Genomic DNA, 26,624 nt, shown 5'->3' on the forward strand with positions numbered 1-26,624 from the left:
GCCGCCCGTGAAGACGCTCCGTGAGCCTGATCTACCCAAAGGCTGCTACCAGCCAAACGATGACCAGGCCAACGGCCAGGTCCAACAGGAACCACTGAACCAGCCCCCACGGCTTGGGAGAAGGCTCCATCACTTTCCCTTCGCCTTCGGTCAAGGGTTGACCCAGTGAATCTTGCCGCGCAGCGGGGGCCTGGACATGTCGTACCCCGTGTACATCTCGAACCTCAGGTCCAGCGACTTGAGTTGGCCGTTGTCGAAGCTGACGTTGTCCACGGCCATCCAGCTGATCGTGGCGAGCTGTTGACCTCCGTTTCTGTACCAGAGCAGACCACCGGTTTCCGAGGATTGACCGTGGCCTTGGGGCAGGTTGGTGTACAGCCCTGGCTGCAGCACGGTGAATGACTTGGGCGGGTAGAGGTAGCCTTCCCAGTCGTTGGCACCATCGATGAGCACGGTGAGGTAGGCACCGGCAAGCGTGACCGACATGGGCGTGTTCTGGGGTGTGAACAGTTCGGTCAGGCCCCTGCCAAACGGTTCCCGGTGCTCGCTCTCCAGGTAGACATAGTTGCCCGTCGCGGGAGTCGTGCCGGCGGCAGGCTCCCATTGGCCGATGGGCAAGGGCTCGAAGGGCGGCTCGACATAGCGTTCGCCGCGGAATTCGCCCTTGACCGAAACGCCGTGGCCTGAGCAGAACCGCTCGAACCGCATGGCGATGGCAGCAACTTCGTTGCCCACGTACCGGATGTCATCGATCGCGACCCAGCCGTTGCTGTCGCTCGTGGTGCAACGACTCGCATGGTTGTCGAGGTAGAGCCGAAAAGCGGGGATGTCAAACACCCTCGAACCCTCGGCACCCGGGTAGAAGCCTTTGGCCAGCTTCACATCGTCTTTGTTCGTTCCGACCGAAAGTGTCCAGGTGCTCTGCAGGCGCTCGGTCACGCTAAGGCCGACCTGGTAGGCGTTGCCCGACCAGTTGAGCGAGGCGTTGTAGAGATTGAGCAGGTAGGTGTTGCCGGCGCCGCCGGTTTCGAAGGGCTCGCTTTCGAGATACAGGTAGTTCCCTGACGCGGGGCGCACCGCATCGGGCGCGCGCCAGAGTCCTGCGGGAACGGTGTCGAACCGTCCGGAGCCTGGTGCGGCGTCTTCCCGCGACCACCGGACCTTGCCACGCAGTGCCGCACCTTCGCCGTTGCAGTGCTGCTCGAACCGCAGCTCCATCGAGGCAAGGTGCTGGTCGGCGGTCCAAGAGACACTGTCAATGACAAACCAGCCCTGGATGTTTCGGCAGGTCTGGCCAGGCTTCTTCCACCCCATGCTGCCCCGGTACGGCGAATGCTTGCCGTAGAGCGAGAGGCGATCAAACAGCGCCGGTTTCATGGTGAACAGCGCTTCCATTGCCTGGAAGTCACCCTCCCAGTTTTCGTCGCCTTGCACCAGGACGCCGACGTACGCACCGGCCTCGACGGGGAGCGAGGAAACGCTGTTCCGGTGCCAGGCGGTGAGCACCGCGTTGGCGGGCGTGAAGAGCCGGGTCTGGCCCTGGCCAATGGAATCACCCGCGTCGCTTTGCAGGTAGACGTAGCTTCCGCTGGCCGGCGTGGCGCCCTCGGGTGGTTGCCACAGGTCCCTGGGCACTGGCCGGATCGGCGAGCGGATGAGGAAGGGCTTGTTGATGCCGTTGGCCCAAGCATCCGCGACAGAGCTCGCCTTCTCGTACCACTGATCGAGCAGGGAGGGGGGGGCATCGTTGCTGGCGACCGACCCGATCGGCGTTGAAGCGGTTGCTGAATCGGACCGCTCGCGCTGTGCGCCGTCTGTCCCATCCAGCCCACCCCCGCAGCCTGCCACCAGCAGGCTCAGTGATAACGCCAGAGCTGCGAAGCGCTTCATCGTGAGGTCCCCGGCGTATCAGTCGATGGTCCAGTGGACCTGACCACGCAACGGTGCCGTGGCACCGTCGCAGTACTGTTCGAAGCGGGCATCGAGCGCGGTGAGCAGATTGCCTTCGAACGCGATGGCGTCCACGACGAACCAGCCTCTGCTTTCGTTGCATCCATGTCCTTCGCCGGTCCATGACAGTCCTGGCCGAGTCGGATTGTTGAACGGAAAGCGGAATGCGTTGGCATAGAAGCCAGGCTGGAGGCGGTTCAACAGGTCCATGGCTTCAAAGGAGCCGTCCCACCAGGATGATCCCGCCTGAACCTGGACCTGAACCACCCGGCTGCTGGCGCCGACGTTTGCACGCATGTTGGCATTGCCTGGCGTGAAGAGGCGCGTGGCGCCACCGCCAACCCAATCTCCCGGTGTACTTTCCAGATAGACAAACGAGCCGGACGCGGGCGTTGCACCGGCCGCAGGTTTCCACAGGTCCGCGGGTGGCGGGTTTTGCGGTCCCGGCGGGGTTGTGGTGTCGTCGCTGCGCCAGTGGATCTTTCCGCGCAGGGCCTGTGACCAGCCCTCACAGTGCTGCTCAAATCGAAGGTCCACCGCTGTGAGGACCCCGGCGGTGACGCTGATGTTGTCGACAGCAAACCAGCCCGTGAGGGTGTTGCACCCCCGGCCGTCGCCGTACCAGGAGAGCCCGCCGCGCGCCGGGTCGTGGAAGGGGTAGCGCTGCAGGCGCGGGTAGTAGCCCGACTGGAGCGGAGACACGCCGGTCATGGCCTGGAAGTCTCCGTACCACCACTGGTCGCCGTCGACATGCACCCGGAGGTAGCCATCGGTCAGCATGAGGTTTAGTGCTGCGATCTGCGGGGTGTACAGAAAGGTGTTTCCATGGCCGACGTAGTCGCCGGCATCGCTTTCCAGGTAGACGTAGTTGCCCGTCAGGGGCGTGGCTCCGGCGGCGGGTTGCCACAGGTCGGCTGGCACGGCGGGCGGAGTCATGCTGCCGGGTGCCGTCCAGCGCAGCTTGCCGCGAACGACCCACGAGGAGCCCTCGCACTGTTGCTCTAAGCGCAGCTCGATGCGGACCAACTGGTTGGCGCTGTAAGCGACGTTGTCAACGGCGATCCAGCCAGAGGCAGTGGAGCACGAAGTGGCATTCGAGCGCCAGTTCATGCTGGCGTGCGACATGCTCGACGCAGGGTAGTTGAAGGCGCCGGGGTAGTAGCCGGTTTGCCACTGTTTTTGGCCACGGAGCGCCCGCAGACGTCCCTGCCAGCCTAGCGTGATGGCGTTTCCGATGATCAGATCCGTCCCCGTGGCGTTCAGCGTGATCGTCGCGTTGGGAGCGGCGAAGAGGGATGGTTGCCCTGCGCTCTCGATGTAGAGGGCATCTCCGGAGTCTGGCACGCTGCCGGCCGGAGGTTGCCAGGTGCCCACCGGAATCGCAGGCATGCTCGACGAAGGCGAGATTGGCTTGCGGGTGGTCGAAATCCAGGCGCCCGTCATCGTCCGGACCTTGTCATGGGCTGCAAGCAGCGTGGTCCCGGACTCGGGAGAGGCCGCCTTGTCAGCTGTCTCGCCAGTCGCCGCGACCTCAACGACCTTTTCGTTTGCGATCGCACCACCAGGGCCGGCGGAGCTGGAAGCTCCTCCGCCACATCCGGCCAACAGCAATGCCAATGAAAGGCTTGCGCCCCCAAACAGCGCCTGAAGCGTCTTGTTCATTATCCATTCCTCCGCATTCACCAGATGTTACATCTACGTGCAGAGGCCGGCCACCCCGGGCTCAGGGGATGTGTTGCGCCTTCACGCCAGGCGCCCCCGCAGCTCTCGCTTCAGCAACTTCCCGCTCGGGTTCTTCGGCAGCGCGTCGGTGAATACCACGCGCTTGGGGCATTTGAAATGCGCCATGTGGGCATTGCAATGCGCGATCACTTCTTCTTCGCTCAATGATTGTCCGGCCTTGACCACGATCACGGCGGTCACCGCCTCGACCCATTTCGGGTCGGGCAGGCCGATCACTGCCACCTCGCTGACCGCCGGCAGGCGGTAGACCATTTCTTCGACCTCGCGGCTGGCGACGTTTTCGCCGCCGGTCTTGATCATGTCTTTCTTGCGGTCGACGACGGTGATGTAGCCCTCGGCGTCGATGGTGGCGAGGTCGCCGCTGTGGAACCAGTTGCCGCTGAAGCTGGCGGCGGTTTTTTCGGGGTCGTTGAAGTAGCCGAGCATCAGGTGGGGCGAGCGGTGCACGATCTCGCCGACCTCGCCCACGGCGACATCGTTCATGTCGTCGTCGACCACGCGGGTCTCGACGTTGATCACGGCCTTGCCGCACGAGCCGGGTTTGCGCAGTTGGTCGTCCGGGCCGAGCATGGTTGCCAGCGGCGCGATCTCGGTCTGGCCGTAGAGGTTCCACAGCCGCACGTTGGGCAGCCTGGCCGCCAGTTCCTTCAAGACCTCGACCGGCATGATGGACGCGCCGTAGTAGCCCTTGGCCAGATGCTGGAGCTTCTCGGCGTCGAACAGCGGCGATCGCAGCAGCGCGATCCAGACCGTGGGCGGCGCGAAGAAGCTGGTGATCTGGTGCTGCTCCAGCAGGGCAAGCAGGTTGTCCGGCGTGGGCTTGCCGGTGATGACGTTGCTGCTACCGATGTAGATCGCCGGGCCGAAGAACACGTCCAGTTGGGCGCAGTGGTACAGCGGCAGGGCGTGCAGCGTGCGGTCGGTCTCGGCCACTTCGGCGTTGATGACGCAGCTGACGTACTGCCAGAGCACGGCGTCGTGGGTGAGCATGGCGCCCTTGGGCATGGACTCGGTGCCGCTGGTGTAGACGATCTGGGCCAGGTCGTGGCTCTGCGTGCGAACCTCGGGCAGCGGCTCGGTGCAGGCGGCCAGGTCGTCGAAGCGGTGCATGTTCGGCGCCGGCTCGCTCGGGTCTTCGCTGGGCAGCCAGACGAACTGCTGCACCTGCGTTTCCAGCGCCGAGGCCTCGCGCGCCAAGCCGGCCAGGCCGCTATCGGTCGCAAGCGTGCGGGCGCCGGCGTGGCGCAGAATGTAGGCGACCTCTTCGGCCTTGAGCATGAAGTTGATCGGCACCAGCACCGCGCCGCGGCGGGCCAGCGCGAAGCGCAGCGCGGCAAAGCCGTGCGAGTTGCGCGCCAGCACCGCCACCTTGTCGCCTTCGCCCACGCCGATCTTGTGCAGGCCCGCAGCCAGCCGCGTGACCAGGGCGTCGAATCCGGCGTAGGTCCAGGTGGTGGCGCCGCAGGTGATCGCGGGCTTGGCCGGCAGGCGCAGGGCGGTGCGGTGCAGTGCGTCGGCAATCGTCTGGCGGCGCACGGCGGGAGCGATGGCGGGGAGGGCGGCGGCAGCGGACATGGGCGAAATCTCCTGTTACAGCGGGGGCCGGGCGGCCGAGGCAAGATCGCCTCATTGAAAACCAGCCGCGCCCGTTTGCCATGGGCGTTTTCACCATGCCGCGCGCCCGGGCTGTCGCTTGGGTGTCGCGGGCTATCATCAACCGCATGTCCGGCTCTCCCTTCGCATCCACCGCGCTCGACCGCTCGCTCGGCGCCTGGTCGCGCCGCGTCCGCGCGTCGTGGGCCGCGTGGTGGCATGTGCTGCTGCTGGGCGCGCAGGTGATGGTGCTCGCGCTGGTGCCCTCGAGCTACGCACAAGGCGCGCAGCGCAGCGCGGTGCTGCGCCAGATCTACACCGCGTCGGCACCGCTGCTGACCTGGTTCCTGACCCTGTCGGCGCTGCTGAGCCTGGTGCTGATCCGCATCGTGGTCGCCACGGCCTACAGCTACGGCCTGTCGCAGTACGCGCTGGAGGTGCTGGTGCGCACCCTGGTGCTGGAGCTGATTCCGCTGTACGCCGCGATGTTCGTGGCGCTGCGCCACACCATGCCCGAGGCCCAGCGCATCCGCCGCCTGCTGGCGCAGCAGCACCGCAGCGGCGTGCGGCACGACGAGCAGACCCTGTTGCGCAGCGAACTGCTGCCGCGCGCCCTGGCGGGGGTGTTTTCGGTGCTGCTGCTGGCAGCGGTCAGCTGCGTGATCGCCCTGGTGCTGACCTACCTGAATGTCTACGGTTTTTCGCACTGGGGCCTGCCGGCCTACACCCGCGCCGTGGGCCAGGTGTTCACGCCGGCCGTGACCCTGATCTTCGGGCTCAAGACGCTGTTCTTCAGCCTTGCGGTGGCGATCGTGCCCCTGGCTGCCAGCGCCCGCCGCGACCTGATGGGCGGCTACGGGCGGCTGAGCGACATCTCCGAGTTCGCGCGCCTGCTGTCGGTGCTGCTGATCGTCGAGGTCGTCTCGCTGCTGGGCAACTACTACTGACCGATGGACCCACAACCGATGAATTCTCCCGAGACGCCGCCCCCGCTGGAGCCATCGCCGCCGCCGGTGAAGAACCTGGAGCTCAAGGCGGCGCTGCTGCTGCTGTTCCTGCTGCTGCTGGTGGTCGGGTCGGCGCTGTATGTGGCCTATGCACGCGGCGCGTTCGAGCGCACGCAGCGGCTGGTGCTGGTCGCCCCCGATTCCGAAGGTGTCGCGGTGGGCATGAACGTGACCTTCGCCGGCTTTCCCATCGGCAAGGTCGGGCGCATCGAACTGGCCGACGACGGCAATGTGCATTTCCTGGTCGACGTGCCGGTGAAGGATGCAAAGTGGCTGCGCAGCTCCAGCATCTTCACGATGGAGAAGTCGCTGGTTGGCGGCACCAGGATCCGCGCATTCAGCGGCGTATTGACCGACCCGGCACTGGAAGACGGCGCGGTGCGCCAGGTGCTCAGCGGTGACGCGGCGGCCGAGATTCCGGGCATCGTGGCCTCGGTCAAGGAGCTGGTGGGCAACCTCAACGCCCTGACTGCCGCCGATGCGCCGCTGCCGCAGAGTCTGGTGCATCTGCAGGGCACGGCGGCACGGCTGAACGGGCCGCAGGGCGCGATGGGCGCACTGTTTGGCAACGACGCGGACGCGAAAAAGGTGATCGAAGCGGTGGAGCGGGCCAATGCTTTGCTGGCCAAGGTGGACAAACTCACGGCCCGGCTCGACGGTCTGGTCGCCAACGCCGACCGTCAGGTGTTCGGACAGGGTGCCGGCCCGGGCGGCAGCACCGAGGGCGGTCTGGTGCAGGACGCGCGTGGCACGGTCAAGCAACTTGACGGCCTGCTCGGCGAGGCGCGCGGCAGCCTGCAGAAGGTCGACAAGCTGCTGATCGATGCCCAGGGCATCGCCGCCAATACCCGCGAAGCCACCACCGACCTGGGCCAGCTGCGCGCCGAGGTCGACGCCAGCCTGCGCAAGGTCGAGTCGCTGATCAACGAGGTCAACCGACTTTGGCCGCTCAAGCGCGACGCCGACATCCAGCTGAAATGACCATGAATCCTGCACGCCTCCTTCTGTCTGGTGTCGTGGTGCTTCTCGCCGCCTGCGGCAGCACGCCGCCCCCGCCCGACTGGCAGATGAATGCCAAGGGCAGCGTCGACCGGGCCACCGAGGCCTGGCTCAGCGGCAACCAGAAGATCGAAGAGACCGAGTTCTCCCGCGCGCGCGTTGAGGTCTTGCGCACCGGACAGCCCGCGCTGGTGGCCCGGCTGGAGCTGACACGCTGTGCGACCCGCGTGGCGGCGCTGGTGTTCGAGCCCTGCGCGGGTTACGACGCGGTGGCGGCCGATGCGGCGCCGGCCGAGAAAGCCTATGCGCGCTATCTTGGCGGTCAGGCCACAGCCGACGACGGTGCCTTGCTCCCCGCGCCGCACAAGGGGCTGGTGGGCGCGAGCGGTGGCGAGGTGTCTGGCATCGAAGACCCGGTGTCGCGGCTGATCGCGGCGGGCGTGCTGATGCGCCGGGGCGTGGCGTCGCCAGCCGTGGTGGATGCGGCGGTGGACACCGCGTCGCAGCGCGGCTGGCGCCGTCCGCTGCTGGCCTGGCTGGGCGTGCAGCTCAAGCAGGCGCAGGCGGCCGGTAAAGCCGACGACGCTGCGCGCATCCAGCGGCGCATCGATCTCGTCGCACCGCGCTGAACCTGCGGGTCGCCGGCGAAGGCTGGCTCAGGTCAGGTCTTCGTGGAAGTCGCTGGCGCCGGGCTTCCAGTAGGCCGAGACCTTGACGTGGGTGCGCGCCAGTCCGCGCTCGGTGATCAGCACGTCGCGCAGTTGTGCCATGGTGCTGGCCTCGCCCGCGCACCAGACGAAACCCCCACCCTCCGGCAAGGCCACCGAGCGGACCGCGCCGACCAGCGCTGCCGCGTTGGGTAGCCATTGGCGGGTGAGGCCGGCCCGCGCAGGCAGCAGGTTCTGGTCCTGGGCGTAGCCGGTTTGCAGCAGCACCACCGTCCGGGCCGACGCGGGCAGCTCTTCCAGCCGGCGGGCGATCGCGGGCAGGGCGGTCGCATCGCCGGCCAGCAGGTACCAGTCGAGGTGGTCGGGAATGACCATGGAGCCGCGCGGCCCGCCGATCACCGCCGCATCGCCGATCTGCGCGCGCTGCGCCCAGTCGCTGGCGGCGCCGACGTCGTGCAGCGCGAACACCAGCGTCAGCTCGTTCCGGTCGGCGTCGAAGTGTCGCGGCGTGTAGTCGCGCCGCTGCTCGTGCCCATGCGCATCGCGGAAGATGAACTTCAGGTGGTCGTCGAACGAGAGGGAGGTGAAGCCGGTGAGCGAAGTGCCGCCGAAGGTGACGGCCTGCAGGCCTGGGCTCAGGCGCTCGGTGCGGACGACGTGCACGTCGCGGCGCACCAGTTCATGGCGCACGCGGCGGATCAGGCTCTGCTGGCGGTCGTCAGGACGGGAAAGGAATGACATGAGGATGAGCTATATGGTTGATAATGTCATCCATTCTGTCGAATGAAGTTGATAGTGTCAACCATCATGAAGAAACAAACCGACGACGACCTGATGGAAGCGGTGCACGAGCTGATGCACCTGGCGCGCGCGCAGCAGCGCCGGCACATGCCCGACGACGGCCTGCACCCGATGGAAGGGCGTGCGCTGGGCTTCTTCGTCCGGCGGCCAGGGGCGACGCAGAGCGATCTGGTCGAACATTCCGGTCGCGACAAGGGGCAACTGGCGCGGCTGATCGCGGTGCTCAAGGATCGCGGCCTGCTGGAGGCGCGGCCCGACGAGAAAGACCGGCGTGTGACGCGGCTGTATCCGACCGACGCGGCGCGGCAGCTGCACGAGTCGGTGCTGCGCCAGCGGCGGCAGGTGTCGGCCCGGGCCGCGGCCGGTCTCGATGCGAGCGAGCGGCAGGAACTGCTGCGCCTGTTGCGCCATATGCAGGACAACCTGCGGGACGCGGAGCCGGGCGGAGCATGAAAAAAGGCCTCGTAAAAACGAGGCCTTTTTGAAGAGAAGTGGTGGAGACGAGGAGGATCGAACTCCCGACCTTCGCATTGCGAACGCGACGCTCTCCCAGCTGAGCTACGTCCCCACGAACCGGCGAAGTTTACCAAAGCACCGGTGTCAGCGCGCTGTTTTCTCGGCCGACGGGCGCTCCATGGTCAGTTCCACCCGGCGGTTGTGCACGCGGTCGACCGGGTTGTCGCGCGAACCCAGCGGGCGCGTGTCGGCAAAACCGCTGGCCTGCACACGCTGCGGCGCGATGCCGTGTTCGATCAGGTAGCGGGCCACGGCGGCGGCGCGACCGGTGGAGAGCTCCCAGTTGGAGGGGAAACGCTCGGTGTGGATCGGAATGCCGTCCGTATGGCCCTCGATCACCAGCCGCAGGTTCGGGTCGGCGTTGAGCAGGGGAATCAGCTTGTCCAGCGCCGGCTGGCCTGCGGCGGCGAAATTGGCGTTGCCGGACTCGAACAGCAGTTCGGTGCTGATGCGAAAGCGCACCGCGTCGTCGTTCATCAGCACCTCGATGTCGCTGCCCAGCTTGTCGAGCTCGAAGCCGTTGAGGGTCTTGGGCGTGGGTTTGGGCGGTTCGGGCTGGGCCGGCGTGGCGTTCGGCTGCGGCGGCACGATGCTGCCCGACGGCGCGGCGGCCGGCGGCGCGCCCGGCACCGGTCCGGCGGAGGCTGCTGCGGCCGCGGCCGGCGATTCGTCCTTGCTCTTGCCGTCCTTGCCCTTGCCCGGACCGGCAAAGGCCAGCATCACGATCATCATCACCAGCATCAGGGTGAAGACGTCGAGGTAGGTCATCATCCAGATGTCGTCTTCCTGCACCGGCACGGTGTTGACGTGCCAGCGGCGGTAGCGGCCGACGGCACGCGCGGCGGCACGCGGCTGGCGCGCCGGTGAGGAAGCGGTCGAAGAGACAGCGGCCATGCTCAGCGGCCCTTGGCCCGTTTGGCGTCCTTGCCGTCGTAGATCTCGTCGTCGTACTGGGCGACGAAAGCCTTGAGCGTCTCGCGCATCAGCGACGGGCTGCGGCCCACGCACATCATCGAGATGCCTTCGAGGATCATGTTCATCAGGATCAGGCGCTGCTCGGTGCGCCGCTCGAGCTTGACCGCGATCGGTTTGAAGATCAGGTTGGCCAGCAGCACACCGTAGAAGGTGGCGATGAAGGCGATGCCCAGCTGCGCGCTGATGGTGCCGATGTCGCCACTGCCGACCAGGCCCATCAGGTTGATCAGGCCCAGCAGCGTGCCCACCATGCCGAAGGCCGGCGCGTAGGCGGCCATGACGCGGAACAGCTGCGCTTCGGCGGCTTCACGCTGGCGCAGGTGCGCGATGCGCCACTGCATCAGGTCGATGATTTCTTCTTCGGGCGTGCGGTCCAGCACCATCTGCACGCCCGTGCGCAGGAACGGGTTGGTCACATAGCCCAGTGACTTTTCCACCGCCTGCAGGTCGCCCTGGATCCAGAGCTTGGACAGGCTTACCAGCTCTTCGATGTCGTGTTTCGTGTCGAGCTTGTCCTCGCGCATGGCGTGAGCCACCAGCGTGAACACGCGCTTGAGCTCGCTGATCGGGTAGCTCAAGAAGGTCGCGGCGAGCGTGCCGCCCAGGACGATGGCGATCGCCGCCGGGTCGATGAAGACGGCCGGCTTGTCCGAGGCGAAGATCAGGGCGATGGCCAGCAGCGCAAAACTGCCCACCATGCCGATCAGGGTGGACGGGTTCACGCGAAGGCCTCCGGGGATGTGCGGTGCATACGGGCATTGTGGTCAGCCCGGTTGCGCTCAGCCGCCGGAAAAGCGGGGTTGGGACGGTGCTTTTCCGCCCCGCGGGCTCAGGCGCCCGAATCGGTTGTGAGGCGCCAGGCCCCTGGCAGCTGTCCGATGCCCAGCATCACCAGGTAGAGCAGCATGGTGGCCGCGCCCAGGTCGAACGCGATGAGCACCCGGTCGGCGGCGGTTTCCAGGTGCCACTTGAGCTCGAAGTAGGTGGTCAGGAACACGGTGAACAGCACCGCGGCATATCCCATCACCACCAGCACCGAAGGAATCGCGAACCAGAGCCGCCGCCAGCCCGCCGCCACGATCACCAGTGCCACGGCCAGCATGGCGAAATACTCCTGCGACAGGATGCGGAAGAAATGGAGGATGAGGCCAAATTCGCTGAACGACTGCATGCGCTTGATGCCCCGTTCGAGCAGGCTGCCGTTGCGCAGCAGGTCACTGGTGATCGCCGCGTGCGAGACCGGCAGCTTCCAGACCAGGGCGAACACCAGCCAGGGCAGGACGACGCACCAGGCCAGCTTCGGCCGGCGCACGAAGGCGGGAGCCACCGCCAGCGACAGCAGGCCGGCCAGCACCGAGCCCTCGTTCTTCAGGAAAAGCAGGTGCAGCAGCGAAGCCGCCAGCACCACCGCAGGCCCGGTCGGCGCGGGCGCTTCCCGATCGGCGCTGCGGCGATAGATCTCGGCGACGGCCACCAGCGCCAGCCCGAAGTGGATCGCGACCAGGCTGTCCATGTAGCCGCTGAGCAGCTCGCCCCAGCAGACCAGCAGCATCAGGCTGACCCAGGCGCAATAGCCGGCGAGCGAGCGGAACAGGTAGGCGGCGAAGAACAGCGGCGGGGCCAGTGCGATGGCGACCGAGGCGCGCGGCACGATCTCGTTCCAGTAGCCCATGGTCCGGGCGAGAGAGGCGGCGATGGCCGGCACCAGCACCGGGTACTCGTTGTGGGTGTAGGGCGCGTAGTTGTCCAGCTGCGCGTAGAGGGTGCCGTCGAGGTAGATGCGTTTGGCGTGGAACAGCCAGATCGAGCGCGCGTCCCAGCCGGTGACTGGGTGCAGCAGGGGAATGGTCACGAAGACCACCATCAGGCCGACCGCGATCAGGCCGTTGAGTTTCTGGTGGCGCAGCGCGGGCCACAGGCACAGCAGCAACACGGCCGCCCAGGCCCAGACCGGCAGGTACAGGCCCGCGGCCCAGAGCAACATGTTCAGCAGGTTCAGCGCCGTGAACACGGCACCGGCCATCAGGTAGGCGTCGGATTCAGGGACGGCACGCATACAGAACGATGTTGGGGGTTTTGTCGACAGGCTGGCACTCGCCGAACCGGGGCTCGAGCGGTACATCCACCCGCCCGAACACCCACTCGGACTGGTGCACGATGCGCGAGGGGTAGAGGTATTCGGTGGCGCGCTGGAAGACCTCGCTCTCGTCGTCGCCCTTGCCCATGTCGCCGGCCAGCACGAAGGCGTGATCGCCGTGGCGCTGGACCAGCGTCTTCATCTCGCGCACTTCGATCGGCACCGCTTTGCCCACACCGTCTCTGGCGAAGGTCTGGGTGATCGGGCTGAGGTCGAAGTGGGTGTAGAGCTGGATGAACTCCAGCAGCATGTAGATCAGCACCACGCCGGCGGCGATGTCCAGCGCGAGCCCGGTCCAAGCGCTGCGGGCGGTGCTGCCATCCAGCAGCGCGAGCGGGCGGCGGAACCGGCCGGTGAAGCCCAGGTGGTGCTTGCGGATCACCACGGCCAGGAACACCACCATCGACGCCGACACGAACCAGGCCAGCAGGTAGTTGAGGTTGACCACACGCTGCGGCACTTTCAGCACCTCGGGCGGCAGCGGCACCAGGAAGTTCGGGTCGTTGCCGACGGTGTCGAAACGCAGCACCCCGTTCTCGATCCGCACGTTGGTGATGTCGTTGCCGGCCTTCACATGGGGTTCGAGCTCCTGCACCGTCAGCGTGTGCACGCCGGTCAGGGTGTGCAGCGTGAGGGCACCCATCTGGATCTGGTTGGGCGTCGTTGCCGGGTCGATGCGCAGGCCGCTGACCGGCCGGGTCGAGCGCACGATGCCGCGGACCAGCGCCAGGGGCGGCGGTGCCTCCTGATTCCCCACGATGTGCATTTCCTCGACCTGCGTGTCCTTGAAGTCGGTCGGGGTGTTCTTGCGGTTGGAGTGGTACACGTAGACCGGCGTCGGGATCTCATGGCGGTACAGCATGTCCAGCCGCAGGCGGTACGGCTTGATCATCGAATGGACCCAGGGAGCCAGCAGCAGGCTCAGGACCAGGAGCAACAGGAGCGTTCGGGCGCGCTGACGGGTCATGTTCGGTTCATCGGCACCCGCAGACCGGGCCGTGTCACCGGTTCCCGAAAATCCTTGGCGCGATCTGTTCGATGAAGTAGCTGGAGGCGGCGACGGTCAGGTGACCGTAGTCGAAGGTCGTGGGTTCGCTGGCCCGTTCGTTCAGGCGTGTCAGACAGCCGTTGGGGTCGCAGAAGACGTCCAGCCCGGAAATGAACTCGCCTCCCGCCCGTTCGGTCCGCATCTGCACCTCGCGCGAATAGGCCTGAATATGATCGTCGAGGAACGAGTTAGGGAGACGTAAGGGCGGCGTACTCTGCGGCGGCCCTTGTTTCCAGATGTTCAGCAGGATCTCGGGCAACGGTCCGCGCCACAACGGTGCATTGCCGATGACGACCACCCGACCGGCACCCGCGGCACGGATGGCTTCGATGGATTTCTCGAAGTTGGCCATGTCGTAGCGCTGGTGGACCAACTGCTCGTGCCAGTACGCGTACAGCACCACGATCTCGGGCTTCAGCCTCCGGACGTCCTCGAGGTTGCTGTCGTTGAGCGCCTGGCACAGCGGGCGCGGTTCGTGGCCCAGCACCGGCGGGCAGATGGCGGCGGTGCGCTCGGTGATCCCGAAGCGGTAGTCGCCCTTGTCCTGCAGCGCCTTGAAGCCGGGGTAGAGCGCACCGGCGTGCGAGTCGCCCCAGAGGAAGACCATGGGGCGTGGCGCCGTTTCGGTGCAGAAGGGCTTGAAGTCGCGCCCGGTATGCTCGAAACCAAGCATGCAGTCTTTGACCCGCCAGCCTTCGGTGAGCACTTTTTCGCCGACCCGGGTCTGCAAGGTCTGGATCAGGGGCGGGGCGCCGGCGGTGGCCGGGCTCGGGCGGGACAGCCAGAAACCGGCGACCGCCATCGCCACCAGCCCGGCGCACAGCACGCCCACCACGGCCGGCCGGCGCTTCCAGCGGCCAAAGCGCACCGGCTGTTCGACCCAGCGCCAGGTCAGCCAGGCCAGCAGCACGCTCGCGCCGACCCAGTACCACTGCTGCGCGACCGGCGGCAGGCCGCCGTGGTGGATGCGGGCCAGGGTCAGCAGCGGCCAGTGCCAGAGGTAGAGCGGGTAGCTGATCAGCCCGATCCAGACCATCACGCGGTTGGACAGCAGCCGGCGGTGCAGGGCGGTGTGCGGTCCGCTGAGGATCAGCAGCGCCGTGGCCGAAACAGCCGCCAGCGCCCAGCCGCCCGGGAAGCGGCGCTCGGGCGTGAGCCGGACCATGACTATGGTCAGCAGCAGCAGACCGGCGACGGCCAGCACCGTGCGCCAGCGGCGGCTGCCCGGTGCGTCGCCATCGGGGGTGTGGAGCGTGTGGGCCGCCAGCAGCGCGCCGGCCGCCAGTTCCCAGAAGCGGGAAAGCGGGTGGTAGAAGGCGGCGGTGCGGTCGGCCTTGAGCAGCCACAGGCTGTAGAGCAGCGACAGCATCAGGACCACGCCTATGGCGCCGCGGCCCAACCGCCAGCGGTGCAGCAGCCACAACACGCCCGGCCAGACGATGTAGAACTGCTCCTCGATCGCCAGCGACCAGAGGTGCAGCAGCGGTTTGCGGAAGGCCTCGGCATCGAAGTAGCCCGACTCGCCCCAGAGCGTGAAGTTGGAGGCAAAGACGGCCGCCGACATGGCATGCCGGCCCAGGCGCATCAGGTCCAGCGGCAGCAGCACCAGGCTGGCGGCGGCCAGCGTGGCGGCCATGACGACCAGCAGGGCGGGCAGGATGCGGCGGATGCGTCGGGCGTAGAAGCCCGCGATGCTGAAGCGCCCCTGGTGGAGGTCTTCCAGCAGCTTCTGGCTGATCAGGTAGCCGGAGAGGACGAAGAAGATGTCGACGCCGACGAAGCCGCCCTGGATCGCGTGCGGGAAGGCGTGGTGCAGGATGACGGCAACGACCGCGATGGCGCGAAGGCCGTCGATGTCGGGGCGGTAGGTGTGGCTGGCGGTGGCGTTGGGTATCGTCGTCGTCATGTCAGCAGGCTGGCCACCGCACCAGCCCGCGTCGGGTGGTGCTTATTGCAGCATCGGGAACAGCGCACTGGCGGCGTTGTTCTTGATCAGAACCTGGGCGGCATCCGTGAAGTGAGTGCCGTCGAAATGGTAGTAGTTCCCGTCGTAGGGAATGCCATTGGACATGTTCACGTAGGTGCTCTTGGTGTTCGAGGCGGCTTTCTGGTAGGCCGCCGAGTAGGCTTGGGCGGTTTCGCCGCCGTAGGCCTTGAGCGTGAACTCGCCGAAGATGACCTTGGCGCCCGCGTCCTTGGCCATCTTGGCCATCGCCTCCAGATAGGGGCGGGTGATGACTTCGGCGCACTCGGGGCAGAACGGCGGAATGTCGTTGGTGCCGTGCATCAGGAAGATGTGGGTCGGCTTGTGGGCGGCCAGTACGTCGGGCAGCCGGTTCAGGGCGGCCTGCGAGTCTTCGCCGCCCAGGCCTTCGTTGACGATCGTGATGGAGCGCTTGGCGGTCAGGCCGTCGGCCTCGACCTGCGCCTTGAGCTTCTCCACCCACAGCTGATCGGGCGTCACCCACTGGCCACGGTCGTTGGTCAGCGAGTCGCCAAACATCACGACAACCGCTGCTCCGCCGGAGTCGCTGCCGCCGCCGCAGGCCGACAGCAGGAGCATGGAGAGGGACACAAGGAGGATGGACAGCTTTTTCATGAAGGGCGGCCGGAGGTGGGGAGCCCGTGCGGGCGACAACCCGCGATCATAAATGGCGGGCCGTTGGCAATTCCTAACGCCCCGCCGGGCGGCTCAGCGCATGCCGTTGCGGCTGGCCAGTTCCATGAAGAGCGCCGAATGGTCCAGGTCGGCCAGTCCGTGCTCGGCCGCCTGGGCGAACAGCGACTCGAACAGGCCGGTGATCGGCGCCTCGAACCCGATCTCGCGGGCGGTGGTCATGGCGTTGCGCATGTCCTTGAGTTGCACCGTGATGGCGGCGCGTTTGGCGAAGTCGCGATCGACCATGCGCTGGCCGTGCACCTGCAGGATGCGGCTGTCGGCAAAGCCGCCGGTGATGGCCTGCCTGACCTTGCCCATGTCGGCGCCGCCTTTCTCGCACAGCAGCAGGGCCTCGGCGACGGCGCCGATGGTGATGCCGACGATCATCTGGTTGGCCAGTTTGGCCAGCTGGCCTGCACCGTGCGGGCCGACGTGGGTGGCGCGGCCCAGCACCGCGAAGACCGGCAACGCGCGTTCGAAATCGGCCGGTTTGCCGCCCGCCATGATGGCCAGGCTGCCGGCTTCGGCACCCACGGTACCGCCGGAAACGGGTGCGTCCAGGTGGCTGACGCCCAGCGCGGCCAGGCGGGCTGCGTGGTCGCGGGCCTGGCGCGGCTGGATGGACGACATGTCGATCACCAGGGTGCCAGGGCGCAGGCCCTGGGATGTGCCCTGTTCGAACAGCACGCTGTCGACCGCCGCACCGTCTTCCAGCAGGCAGATCACGAGATCGGCCTGGGCGACGGCCTGCGCCGGCAGGTCGGTGACCCGGGCGCCAAAGGGCAAGAGGCGCTCGGCCTTGGCGCGCGAACGGTTCCAGGCCGTGACCTGGTGGCCGGCCTCGCACAGACGGCGGGCCATGGGCAAGCCCATCATGCCGATGCCGAGCACGGCGATGGAAAGGGGCGAGGAGGAAGGGGAATCGGACATGCGAAAAGTGTAGGGGGCCGGCCGGGTGGGGCGCTGCGCCGGAAAGAAAAAAGGCGGTTCCCGGAGCGGGCCCCGGAAACCGCCCGAAATGGTTCAACGAACCACGGAGTTGTCGGTTGCCGCGGCTGCCATGGGGGCCGGTGTCGCGTTCTGGTGGGACAGGTAGTCACCCGCCTGCAGGCTGTGCTCGCGCATCAGGCGCTCGGCGCGCTCGGTGTCGCCGTCGGCCACCGCCTGGGCGATGGCGGCGTGTTCGTCCCAGACCGGGGCGCGCAGGAAGTCGTGTTGCAGGGCCTCGCCCATGGCGCGGCGGATGTGGTGCCAGTGCAGCAGGGCGCTCTGTTCGATCAGCGGGTTGGCCGAGGCCTGGTAGAGCGCCTGGTGAAACGCCAGGTCGGCGTCGATCATGGCCTTGATGTCATCTCCGGCCACGGCGGCGCGCCCCTGCTCGATCAGCGTCGGGTCGATCCGGCTGCGGCGCTGGGCCGCCAGTCTGGCGGCCAGGGTGTCGAGTGCGCCGCGCACCTCATAGACCTGGGCGATCCAGCCCGGGTCCAGGGGGGTTACCTGCAGGCCGCGGCTGCGGCCACTGGGCGCGCCGGCCAGCGGCGCGTCCTGCACGAACCCGTCGCGCTTGAGCAGGCGCAGCGCCTGCATCACCGGCTGGCGCGAGACCGCGAGCCGTTCGGCCAGGTCTTCCTGGGTGATGCGCTGCCCCGGCGCCAGCGCGCCCGCGCTGATGGCGTCCAGCAGGGCGCGGTAGACCTGGTCGACCAGGTCGGGAGCGGTTTCGAGTTGCAGCAGCTGGGCAGTCATGGCTGAAATTTGTACTCTGTATACAGAATACATCAAAAACCGGCGACAGGTCGAGCTTCTGCCGGCCGGCATGCCGGTGCCACAATCCGCGGCATGAACGACAGCACCCCGCTCAACGATCCGGCCTGGCTGGAAGTCCAGTACAACAACCGCGCCCGCGTGCCGGAGCACGTCCAGCACTTCGAGCGCTGGGGCCGGCTGTCCCGCGAGGCCCGCGAACGGCTGGTCTGCCTGCCGGACGTCGCCTACGGCCACGGACCGCGGGAAACGCTGGACATCTTCCCGGCCAAACGCCGCGACGACGAGCCGCTGGCGCCGGTGCTGGTGTTCGTCCACGGGGGCTACTGGCGCAGCCTGGACAAGTCGCAGCACAGCTTCCTCGCGCCGGCCTTCGTGAACCGGGGCGCCTGCGTGGTCATGCCCAACTACGCACTGTGCCCGTCGGTGACGATCCCGGACATCGCCCTGCAGATGGTGCAGGCGCTGGCCTGGGTGTACCGGAACATCGCGGTGCACGGCGGCGATCCGCGCCGGATCTCCATCGTCGGCCACTCGGCCGGCGGGCATCTGGCCGCCATGCTGCTGGCCTGCGACTGGGAACGTTATGCGGCCGACCTGCCGGAAGATCTGGTCAATAACGTGCTGTCGATCTCGGGCGTGTTCGATCTGGAGCCGCTGCGCCATACGCCGTCGCTGCAGGATGCCCTGCGCCTGACGCCGGAGGCCGTGCGCATGGCCAGTCCGGCCTGGCTCCCCTGCGTGCTGCCGGCCGAAGACGAGCGCGGCGTGCTGCTGAGCGTGGTCGGTGGCAACGAAAGCGAAGAGTTCATCCGTCAGGCCCGGCTGATCCGCGACACCTGGGGAGAGGTGCTGGTGCCCATCTGCGAGGTGCTGCCGGGCCTGAACCACTTCACCGTGCTGGATGCACTGATCCAGCCCAGGCACCGGCTGCACAAGCTGGCGCTGCAGCTTCTTACATGAACAGGTGCTCGCCGGCGTTCTCGCCGCCGAGGATCACGTAGTTCACCTTCTTGAGATCGGTCAGCTGGGTGCCGCCGGCGTAGCTGATGGAGCTCTGCACGTCTTCCTGCATCTCGCGCAGCGTGTCGGCCAGCTTGCCCTTGATGGGTTCGAGAATGCGCTTGCCTTCGACGTGCTTGTACTCGCCCTTGTTGAAGTCGCTGGCCGAGCCGTAGTACTCCTTGTAGAGCTTGCCGTCGACCTCGACCGTTTGGCCGGGCGATTCTTCGTGGCCGGCGAACAGCGAGCCGATCATCACCATCGTGGCGCCGAAACGCACGCTCTTGGCGATGTCGCCGTGGTGGCGGATGCCGCCGTCGGCGATGATGGGCTTGGTCGCCACGCGCGCGCACCACTTGAGCGCCGAGAGCTGCCAGCCTCCGGTACCAAAGCCGGTCTTGAGCTTGGTGATGCAGACCTTGCCCGGGCCCACGCCGACCTTGGTCGCGTCCGCGCCCCAGTTCTCCAGATCGATCACCGCCTCGGGCGTGGCGACGTTGCCGGCGATCACGAAGGCCTGGGGCAGCTTCTTCTTGATGTGTTCGATCATCAGGCGCACGCTCTCGGCGTGGCCATGGGCGATGTCGATGGTGATGTAGTCGGCGCCGACGCCGTCGGCGGCCAGGCGGTCGATGACCTCATAGTCCGGTGCCTTGACGCCCGAACTGATGGAGACGAACAGGCCCTTCTCGCGCATGCGCTTCGCGTAGGCGACGTTGTCCAGGTCGAAGCGGTGCATCACGTAGAAGTAGCCGTTGGCGGCCAGCCACTCGCTGATGGACTCGTCCAGCACCGTCTTCATGTTGGCCGGCACCACCGGCAGCTTGAAGCGCCGGCCGCCAAACTCGATCGAGGGGTCGCACTCGCTGCGGCTCTCCACGCGGCATTTGCGCGGCAGCAGCAGGATGTTGTCGTAGTCGAAGATTTCCATGTGGGCCTTTCAGTCACTCCGTGGCGGGGTGCGTTGGTGAAAAGGCGCTTGGAACTGGCCGGTGCTTGATTCCGGAGCCGGAAAAAAGAAACCGGGCGCAATTGCTTGGGCCCGGTGCTTGATTCTAGGCGGGTTGCCCTTCTCGCAGGGGCTTTTGCAGCTGTATGGGCGTCATATCGCGTTCCATATGGACGGTCTGGCGGCCAGCCGCTTCCTACAATCCCCGGATGCTGTTTGAAGATCCCTCTCCGCTGCTCCATGGTCTCAACCCGGAGCAGGCCGCCGCCGTCACCCTGCCGCCCGAGCACGCGCTCATTCTCGCGGGGGCCGGGTCGGGCAAGACCCGGGTGCTGACCACGCGCATCGCCTGGCTGCTGCAGAGCGGGCAGATCGGGCCGGGCGGCGTGATGGCGGTGACCTTCACCAACAAGGCGGCCAAGGAAATGATGACCCGGCTGTCGTCCATGTTGCCGGTCAACGTGCGCGGCATGTGGATCGGCACGTTTCACGGCCTGTGCAACCGCTTCCTGCGCGCGCACCACCAGCCGGCCAACCTGCCGCAGACCTTCCAGATCCTGGACTCGCAGGACCAGCTCTCGGCGATCAAGCGCCTGTGCAAGCAGCACAACGTGGACGACGAACGTTTTCCGCCCAAGCAGCTGCAGTACTTCATCGGAGGTTGCAAGGAAGACGGCATGCGCCCGCGCGACGTGGTGGTGCGCGACGACGAGACGCGCCGCAAGGTCGAGATCTACCAGCTCTACGAGGACCAGTGTCAACGCGAGGGCGTGGTGGACTTCGGCGAGCTGATGCTGCGCAGCTACGAGGTGCTGCGCGACAACGACCCGATCCGCGCGCACTACCAGCGGCGCTTCCGCCACATCCTGATTGACGAGTTCCAGGACACCAACCGCCTGCAGTACGCGTGGATCAAGATGTTCTCCTCGCCGCCGATCGAAGGCCTGCCGCCTTCGGGCAACGCGGTGTTCGCCGTGGGTGACGACGACCAGAGCATCTACGCCTTCCGCGGCGCGCGCGTGGGCAACATGGCCGACTTCGTGCGCGAGTTTCAGGTGAAGCACCAGATCAAGCTGGAGCAGAACTACCGCAGTGTCAGCAACATCCTCGACACGGCCAACCACCTGATCAGCCACAACAGCCACCGCCTCGGCAAGAACCTGCGCACCGACGCGGGTGCGGGCGAGCCGGTGCGCGTCTACGAATCGGTCAGCGATTTCGCCGAAGCGCAGTGGATCGTCGACGAGATGAAACAGCTGGAGCGGGAAGGCACGGCGCGCAGCGAGATGGCCGTGCTCTACCGCAGCAACGCGCAGAGCCGGGTGGTCGAGACCGCGCTGTTCAATGCCGCGATTCCCTACCGCGTGTACGGCGGCCTGCGCTTTTTCGAGCGCGCCGAAATCAAGCACGCGCTGGCCTACCTGCGCCTCTTGGAGAACCCGCACGACGACACCAGCTTCCTGCGCGTGGTGAATTTCCCGCCGCGCGGCATCGGCGCGCGCAGCGTCGAGCAGCTGCAGGACGTTTCCCGCGCCAGCGGCTGCTCGCTGCACGACGCGGTCAGCGCCGTGACGGGCCGCGCTGGTGTGGCGATCGGCGGCTTTGCGGCCAAGCTGGACGTGATGCGCGAGCAAACGCAGGGCATGACCCTGCGCGAGATCATCACGCTGGTGCTGGACCAGAGCGGGCTGCTCGAACACTACCGCGCCGAACGCGAGGGCGAAGACCGGGTGGAGAACCTGGAGGAACTGGTCAACGCGGCCGAAAGCTTCGTGATGCAGGAAGGATTCGGGCGCGATTCGGTGGCGCTGCCGGTGGACGAGCACGGCCCCAACCTGTCGCAGAGTCCCGTCAGCCAGGGGCTGGACCCGAACGCACCGGTGCCGGACGAAGCCTTGCCGCCGCTGGCGCCCGACGCCGAAACGGGCGAGACCCTCAGTCCGCTGGTGGCCTTTCTCACGCACGCGGCGCTGGAATCCGGCGACAACCAGGCGCAGGCGGGTCAGGACGCGGTGCAGCTGATGACCGTGCACGCGGCCAAGGGCCTGGAGTTCGACTGCGTGTTCATCACCGGCCTGGAAGAAGGCCTGTTCCCGCACGAGAACTCGATGAGCGACCGCGAGGGGCTGGAGGAAGAACGGCGCCTGATGTACGTGGCAATCACGCGCGCCCGAAAGCGCCTGTACCTGAGCCACTCGCAGACCCGCATGCTGCACGGACAGACGCGCTACAACCTGCGCAGCCGCTTCTTCGAGGAGCTGCCGGAAGGCTGCCTGAAGTGGCTTACGCCGCGCGCCCAGCAGTGGGCCGGCGAACCGGCGGCAACGGGCGGCTGGCAGACCGGACGCCGCGGTGCGCCGGGCCAGGGTCCGGCCAGGTCCACCGGGCCCAACCCGGCCTGGACACCGGGCTGGCTCAGCGGCGACAGCGTCAAGACCAAGGCGCCCGAGCCGGACCGCGGGGTCGATGTCCGCTCCGGTCAGAAGGTGTTCCACACCAAGTTCGGCGAAGGCAAGGTGCTGGCGCTCGAAGGTGCGGGCGCCGATGCGCGGGCCCAGGTCAACTTCAACCGCCACGGCGTCAAGTGGCTGGCGCTGTCGGTGGCCAAACTCACACCCGTCGACGAATGAAAAAAGCCACCGGCGCGAACGCCGGTGGCATCAAACCGTTGCGCAGACTCTGAAACCGGCAAAACGCCCTGCGCAACACACTCCCGAGACAGTGCTCAGAAATCGTGGCGCAGGCCGAAGGCGACCAGGCGCGTGTCGGTGGTCTTCGTGCCGACAGCGTTCTTGATGTTGTGGGTGCGGAAGCCGCCGTACACCGTGGTGCGCTTGGACATCGCATAGGTCGCGCCGATGCCGATGCCCGAAGCCTTGGCGGCGGTGGCGCCGGCAATGGTGGTCTTGCTGTTGGCGACGCTGAACGACAGGTTGACGGCGCTGCCCAGCGGCACGATCACGCCAGCCTGCAGTTCCTTGTCGTCGCCGTTTTTGGCGTTGCCGCTGCGGGTGTTGTAGCCGCCCGAGAGCTTGACCACGCCCAGGTCGTACGAACCGGCCAGCAGCATGTAGTCGTTTTCCTTGCCCTTTTCCTGCTGGACGCCCAGCGCCACGTCCAGCGGACCGGCCTTGTAGCCGACCTTGGCCGCGAGCATGTTGGCCTTGACGGCCGGGTCTTCGTCCAGCGCGTATTCCAGGCCACCGTAGAAGCCACCCAGGCTGGGCAGGGTGTAGGCGATCTTGTTGTTGAAGCGGCTGCTGTAGTCGCCACCCGAACCCCAGACGCCGTTGGCGGCGGGGGTGAACGCCGAGTCGAACACGTTGGCGCTGTTGGCCAGCCCGCGCACGTCGTCGTACAGCGTGAGGCTGCGGCCGAGCTTGACGGAGCCGAAGCCGCCGGACAGGTTCACGGTGGACTCGCCCTTCCAGAACGGATCCTGCGTGGTGCCTTCGTCGGCATTGAAGCGGTGCTCCAGCTTGAAGCCGGCCGTGAGGCCGCCGCCGAGGTCTTCGGTACCGCGGAAACCCAGGCGCGAGGTGGTCAGGCCACCATCACCACCGTTGAACAGCTTGGTCATGCTGCCCTTGTTGAGTTCCTTGAGGCTGCCGACGGAGAGGTCGACGCGGCCGTAGACGGTCACGGAGGACTGGGCCGACGCGGCGGTGGAAGCGGCCAGCACGGCCAGAGCGATCAGGCTCTTTTTCATGTTTTTTCCTTGATGGATGGGGGGAGACTTGTGGGCCGGAGCCCACCCGAAGCGAGTGGCGTTCAGGTGGATGCATTGCAACCGCCGTGCATAAAAGCTCTGTGACAACGTTGGCGAATTGCTACACATACCGCAGCAGACATCGCTGTCATCGTTTGGTCATGCGGGCTTGCCGCGGTGGCCGGACTCGGCACGGCCGGGCGTGCGCTCAAGCCATGTGGTGCAGCCCGCCGTCGACGTAGATCACGTCTCCCGTCATGCCCGAAGCGCCACCGCCGACCAGAAACGCCACGGCACGCCCGACCTCGGCGATGTCGACCAGACGGTGGCCGGGTGAGCGGGTGACCGCCATGTCGATCAGCTCGTCGAAGTGCCCGATGCCCGAGGCGGCGCGCGTGCGCAGTGGCCCCGGCGAGACCGCGAACACGCGGATCTGCTTCTCGCCCAGTTCCTTGGCCATGTAGCGCACGCTTGACTCCAGCGCCGCTTTCACCGGGCCCATCAGGTTGTAGTTGTTCACGACCTTGTCGGCACCGTAGTAGCTCATGGTGATGAGCGCGCCGCCGGGGTTCATCAGCGGCTCGGCCAGGTGCGCCATTTCGATGAACGAATGGCAGGACACCTGCATGGCCTGCAGGAAGCCGGCCTGCGAGCAGTCCACGATCCGCCCGTGCAGGTCGTCCTTCGGGGCAAAGGCGATCGAGTGGATGACGAAATCCAGTGTTCCCCAGTTCCGGCGGATGGTGTCGAACACGGTCTCGATGTCTCCCGGCCGCGTCACGTCCAGCGGCATCAGCATCGAGCAGCCGAGCTGCTCGGCCAGCGGCTCGACGTGCGGCCTGGCCTTTTCGTTGAGATAGGTCAGGGCGATGTCGGCGCCAAAGGCGCGCAGCTTGGCGGCGCAGCCGAAGGCGATGCTGTCGCCGTTGGCCACCCCGACGACCAGGCCACGGCGGCCCTTGAGCATGTCGCCGATGCGGGTGTCTTCGTCCCAGACCTTGGGCAGCGGATCCAGGGAATGCGGGTCGTTGAACATGGTGGCTCCTTTCAGTGGTCGGTGGTCTGGAGGCATTGCAGCGCGTGTTCGGCCAGCATGCGTTCCTCATCGGTCTTGAGCACCAGCACCCGCACGCGGGAGCCAGGTGTGTTGATCACGGTGTCGCTGCGTAGATTGGCCTCGTGGTCGATGGCGATGCCCATCCACTCCATGTCGGTCAGCATGGCCGAGCGCACGCGCACGGCGTTCTCGCCGATGCCGCCGGTCATCACCAGGGCATCGATGCCGCCCAGGCAGGACGCGAGGCCACCGATTTCCCGGCGCCCCCGGTCGGCGAAATAGGCCAGTGCTTCGCGGGCGGCCGGGCTGGACGAAGCCTCCAGCGTGCGCACGTCGTGGGACTCGCCCGAAAGGCCCCTGAGCCCGGCGTTCTTGTAGAGCAGGTCGCTGATGGCCGAGGTGTCCATGCCCTTCTCGCCCATCAGGTAGAGCAGCACACCGGGGTCGAGCTGCCCGCAGCGCGTGCCCATCGGGAGGCCGTCCAGCGCGGTGAAGCCCATGGTCGATGCCACCGAGCGGCCATCCAGCATCGCGCACATGGAGGCGCCGTTGCCCAGGTGGGCCACGATCACGCGGCCACGGGCCAGCACCGGGTCGAGTTCGCGCAGGCGGCGCGTGATGAATTCGTAGGACAGGCCATGAAAGCCGTAGCGGCGGATACCTTCGTCGTAGAACCGCCGCGGCAGCGCAAAGGTGTCGGACACGAAGGGGTGGCTGCGGTGGAACGCGGTGTCGAAGCAGGCGATCTGCGGCGTGCCGGGGAAGGCCGCGCGCGCGGCGCGGATGCCGGCCAGGTTGTGGGGCTGGTGCAGGGGCGCCAGCGGCACCAGCTGTTCCAGTTGCGCCAGCAGTGCCTCGTCCACCGGCAGCGGGTCGGTCAGCGCCACGCCACCGTGCACCACGCGATGGCTGACGGCCGCCACCGGGCGGTCGGCCTGCGTCCGCTGCAACCATTGCAGGATGGCCTGCACGGCGGCGTGGTGGTCCGCGTGACCGTCGAGAGCAGGGGCGTGGTTCGCGTTGGCGGGTTCGGCGGTCTTTACCGAAAAGCGTGCGCGTTCGCCCAGCCCCTCAATCTGGCCGGAGGCCAGCCAGTCCAGGGTGGAGGAGGCGCCATAGGCCGCGAACTTCACGGACGACGAGCCCGCGTTGAGCGTGAGCAGGATGGCTGGAGCGTTCATGAGGGCATGGAGACGGGCAGGTGGGGCGGTGCGACCGCAAACTCGGCCACCCGGTCCAACCAGCGGTGGATGCAGTCGGTGGCGTCCTGTTCATCGAGAAACGGTGCGTGCCCGCGGTCGGGCACTTCGGCGAAAGACATGTCCGGTCGCCGCTCGCGCATCGCCTGCGCGGTCTCGCGCGACAGCACGTCGGAGTTCGCGCCCCGCAGCAGCGCCAGCGGCAGGCCGGCACAGGCGTCAAACAGCGGCCAGGCGTCGGCCGGTGGCGCGCTCATCGCCGCGGCCAGCGCGATGCGCAGATCGGGGTCGTAGGTCAGGCCGACCCGGCCATCGAGCTGCTCATAGTGGCGCACGGTTTCTTCCACCCAGCGCATGGGCGGCACGTGCCGGAAGCCGGGCATCGCCTGTGGCATGCGGTCGGCGATCTCTTCCAGCGTGGCGACCGTGGGCGTGATGCCCACGTAGGTGGCGATGCGTTGCAGACCGGCGCGTTCGAGGACCGGGCCCACGTCGTTGAGACACAGGCCCAGCAGCCGGTGCTTCTGTGTGGCCGCCAGCACCATGCCCAGCAGCCCGCCACGCGAGGTGCCGAGGATGGCCACCCGGTCCAGCGCCAGGTGATCGAGCAGGTTCACGACGTCGTTGGCCTCGCGCGGCACGGTGTAGGTGGCCGGTCCGCTCCAGGCCGACTGGCCGCGGCCCCGGCTGTCCAGCCGGATCAGGCGCACACCCGCCGGCAGACGGCGTTCCAGGTAGTCGAAGTCGCGGCTGTCGCGCGTCAGGCCACCCAGGGCCAGCAGGGGCAGACCTTCGCCGTCGTCGGCGTAGGCCAGCCGGGCTCCGTCGTCGGCGTGGAAGAGGTTCAT

General features: G+C 67.1%; 23 protein-coding genes and 1 tRNA gene. 6 read left to right on the forward strand and 18 right to left on the reverse strand.

Translation table 11 applies throughout. The features are described 5' to 3' along the window. Window positions 1-150 precede the first annotated feature (150 nt). From ACLIJ1_RS03045 to ACLIJ1_RS03055, 3 genes are all read right to left on the reverse strand, one after another. Complete coding sequence (locus ACLIJ1_RS03045) at window positions 151-1,890, reverse strand: hypothetical protein (protein WP_411364000.1); 1,740 nt, start codon at window positions 1,888-1,890, stop codon at window positions 151-153. Window positions 1,891-1,908: 18 nt separating this feature from the next. Further along, window positions 1,909-3,612, reverse strand: a complete 1,704-nt coding sequence (locus ACLIJ1_RS03050; RefSeq protein WP_411364001.1) for a hypothetical protein — start codon at window positions 3,610-3,612, stop codon at window positions 1,909-1,911. A gap of 81 nt (window positions 3,613-3,693) precedes the next feature. Next, window positions 3,694-5,268, reverse strand: a complete 1,575-nt coding sequence (locus ACLIJ1_RS03055) for an acyl-CoA synthetase (RefSeq protein WP_411364002.1) — start codon at window positions 5,266-5,268, stop codon at window positions 3,694-3,696. Window positions 5,269-5,414: 146 nt separating this feature from the next. Between ACLIJ1_RS03055 and ACLIJ1_RS03060 the strand changes: the two genes are divergently transcribed. The 3 genes from ACLIJ1_RS03060 to ACLIJ1_RS03070 are packed head-to-tail and all read left to right on the forward strand — an operon-like array spanning window position 5,415 to window position 7,921. Next, a complete protein-coding gene (locus tag ACLIJ1_RS03060) occupies window positions 5,415-6,233 on the forward strand; it encodes an MlaE family ABC transporter permease (protein ID WP_411364003.1) in 819 nt (272 codons plus the stop codon). Window positions 6,234-6,251: 18 nt separating this feature from the next. Then, window positions 6,252-7,274, forward strand: coding sequence for an MlaD family protein (locus ACLIJ1_RS03065; protein WP_411364004.1), 1,023 nt, complete (start codon window positions 6,252-6,254; stop codon window positions 7,272-7,274). A 2-nt stretch (window positions 7,275-7,276) separates the two neighbouring features. Continuing rightward, window positions 7,277-7,921 carry a hypothetical protein gene (locus tag ACLIJ1_RS03070; RefSeq protein WP_411364005.1) on the forward strand — a complete coding sequence of 215 codons (645 nt, stop codon included), beginning with the start codon at window positions 7,277-7,279 and terminating at the stop codon, window positions 7,919-7,921. A gap of 27 nt (window positions 7,922-7,948) precedes the next feature. Here ACLIJ1_RS03070 and ACLIJ1_RS03075 read toward each other — a convergent pair whose 3' ends face one another. Beyond that, a complete protein-coding gene (locus ACLIJ1_RS03075; RefSeq protein WP_411364006.1) occupies window positions 7,949-8,701 on the reverse strand; it encodes a siderophore-interacting protein in 753 nt (250 codons plus the stop codon). 66 nt (window positions 8,702-8,767) lie between these two features. Here ACLIJ1_RS03075 and ACLIJ1_RS03080 point away from each other — a divergent pair, with 66 nt between their 5' ends. After that, window positions 8,768-9,214 (forward strand): MarR family winged helix-turn-helix transcriptional regulator, encoded by a 447-nt coding sequence (locus tag ACLIJ1_RS03080; protein ID WP_411364007.1) that lies wholly within the window; start codon window positions 8,768-8,770, stop codon window positions 9,212-9,214. A gap of 39 nt (window positions 9,215-9,253) precedes the next feature. Here ACLIJ1_RS03080 and ACLIJ1_RS03085 read toward each other — a convergent pair. The 9 genes from ACLIJ1_RS03085 to ACLIJ1_RS03125 all read right to left on the reverse strand — a co-directional run bounded on the left by ACLIJ1_RS03085 (window position 9,254) and on the right by ACLIJ1_RS03125 (window position 17,842). Further along, window positions 9,254-9,329 (reverse strand) — tRNA-Ala (locus ACLIJ1_RS03085). Between the two features lie 32 nt (window positions 9,330-9,361). Continuing rightward, entirely contained in the window at window positions 9,362-10,171 is an 810-nt protein-coding gene (locus ACLIJ1_RS03090; RefSeq protein WP_411364008.1) for a flagellar motor protein MotB, read from the reverse strand. Between the two features lie 2 nt (window positions 10,172-10,173). Next, on the reverse strand, window positions 10,174-10,974 hold the full coding sequence (locus ACLIJ1_RS03095; RefSeq protein WP_411364009.1) for a motility protein A: 801 nt from the start codon (window positions 10,972-10,974) through the stop codon (window positions 10,174-10,176). Window positions 10,975-11,081: 107 nt separating this feature from the next. Continuing rightward, on the reverse strand, window positions 11,082-12,308 hold the full coding sequence (locus ACLIJ1_RS03100) for a hypothetical protein (protein WP_411364010.1): 1,227 nt from the start codon (window positions 12,306-12,308) through the stop codon (window positions 11,082-11,084). Further along, entirely contained in the window at window positions 12,292-13,356 is a 1,065-nt protein-coding gene (locus ACLIJ1_RS03105; protein ID WP_411364011.1) for a hypothetical protein, read from the reverse strand. The genes ACLIJ1_RS03100 and ACLIJ1_RS03105 overlap by 17 nt, the downstream gene beginning before the upstream one ends. Before the next feature lie 34 nt (window positions 13,357-13,390). Then, window positions 13,391-15,343 (reverse strand): acyltransferase family protein, encoded by a 1,953-nt coding sequence (locus ACLIJ1_RS03110; RefSeq protein ID WP_411364012.1) that lies wholly within the window; start codon window positions 15,341-15,343, stop codon window positions 13,391-13,393. A gap of 42 nt (window positions 15,344-15,385) precedes the next feature. Beyond that, complete coding sequence (locus tag ACLIJ1_RS03115) at window positions 15,386-16,036, reverse strand: SGNH/GDSL hydrolase family protein (RefSeq protein WP_411364013.1); 651 nt, start codon at window positions 16,034-16,036, stop codon at window positions 15,386-15,388. Between the two features lie 93 nt (window positions 16,037-16,129). Then, window positions 16,130-17,026 (reverse strand): NAD(P)-dependent oxidoreductase, encoded by an 897-nt coding sequence (locus ACLIJ1_RS03120; RefSeq protein WP_411364014.1) that lies wholly within the window; start codon window positions 17,024-17,026, stop codon window positions 16,130-16,132. Between the two features lie 93 nt (window positions 17,027-17,119). Further along, complete coding sequence (locus ACLIJ1_RS03125) at window positions 17,120-17,842, reverse strand: GntR family transcriptional regulator (RefSeq protein WP_411364015.1); 723 nt, start codon at window positions 17,840-17,842, stop codon at window positions 17,120-17,122. A gap of 93 nt (window positions 17,843-17,935) precedes the next feature. Between ACLIJ1_RS03125 and ACLIJ1_RS03130 the strand changes: the two genes are divergently transcribed. Next, the gene (locus ACLIJ1_RS03130; protein WP_411364016.1) at window positions 17,936-18,823 is read left to right on the forward strand and encodes an alpha/beta hydrolase; all 888 of its coding nucleotides are present in this window, start codon (window positions 17,936-17,938) and stop codon (window positions 18,821-18,823) included. Here the strand turns inward: ACLIJ1_RS03130 and ACLIJ1_RS03135 are convergent. Next, window positions 18,816-19,793 (reverse strand): GMP reductase, encoded by a 978-nt coding sequence (locus tag ACLIJ1_RS03135; protein WP_411364017.1) that lies wholly within the window; start codon window positions 19,791-19,793, stop codon window positions 18,816-18,818. The genes ACLIJ1_RS03130 and ACLIJ1_RS03135 overlap by 8 nt on opposite strands. A gap of 227 nt (window positions 19,794-20,020) precedes the next feature. Between ACLIJ1_RS03135 and ACLIJ1_RS03140 the strand changes: the two genes are divergently transcribed. Beyond that, on the forward strand, window positions 20,021-22,441 hold the full coding sequence (locus ACLIJ1_RS03140) for a UvrD-helicase domain-containing protein (RefSeq protein ID WP_411364018.1): 2,421 nt from the start codon (window positions 20,021-20,023) through the stop codon (window positions 22,439-22,441). Window positions 22,442-22,536: 95 nt separating this feature from the next. Here the strand turns inward: ACLIJ1_RS03140 and ACLIJ1_RS03145 are convergent, their stop codons facing one another. The 4 genes from ACLIJ1_RS03145 to ACLIJ1_RS03160 all read right to left on the reverse strand — a co-directional run bounded on the left by ACLIJ1_RS03145 (window position 22,537) and on the right by ACLIJ1_RS03160 (window position 26,624). Next, window positions 22,537-23,520 carry a porin gene (locus ACLIJ1_RS03145; RefSeq protein WP_411364019.1) on the reverse strand — a complete coding sequence of 328 codons (984 nt, stop codon included), beginning with the start codon at window positions 23,518-23,520 and terminating at the stop codon, window positions 22,537-22,539. 208 nt (window positions 23,521-23,728) lie between these two features. Next, complete coding sequence (gene fabI, locus ACLIJ1_RS03150; RefSeq protein ID WP_411364778.1) at window positions 23,729-24,487, reverse strand: enoyl-ACP reductase FabI; 759 nt, start codon at window positions 24,485-24,487, stop codon at window positions 23,729-23,731. A gap of 80 nt (window positions 24,488-24,567) precedes the next feature. Then, window positions 24,568-25,758 carry an acetate/propionate family kinase gene (locus ACLIJ1_RS03155; RefSeq protein ID WP_411364020.1) on the reverse strand — a complete coding sequence of 397 codons (1,191 nt, stop codon included), beginning with the start codon at window positions 25,756-25,758 and terminating at the stop codon, window positions 24,568-24,570. Further along, window positions 25,755-26,624, reverse strand: coding sequence for an alpha/beta fold hydrolase (locus tag ACLIJ1_RS03160; RefSeq protein WP_411364021.1), 870 nt, complete (start codon window positions 26,622-26,624; stop codon window positions 25,755-25,757). The genes ACLIJ1_RS03155 and ACLIJ1_RS03160 overlap by 4 nt, the downstream gene beginning before the upstream one ends.

The organism is Hydrogenophaga sp. RWCD_12 (genome assembly GCF_046604225.1).
In the GTDB taxonomy this organism is placed as follows: Bacteria; Pseudomonadota; Gammaproteobacteria; order Burkholderiales; family Burkholderiaceae_C; genus Hydrogenophaga.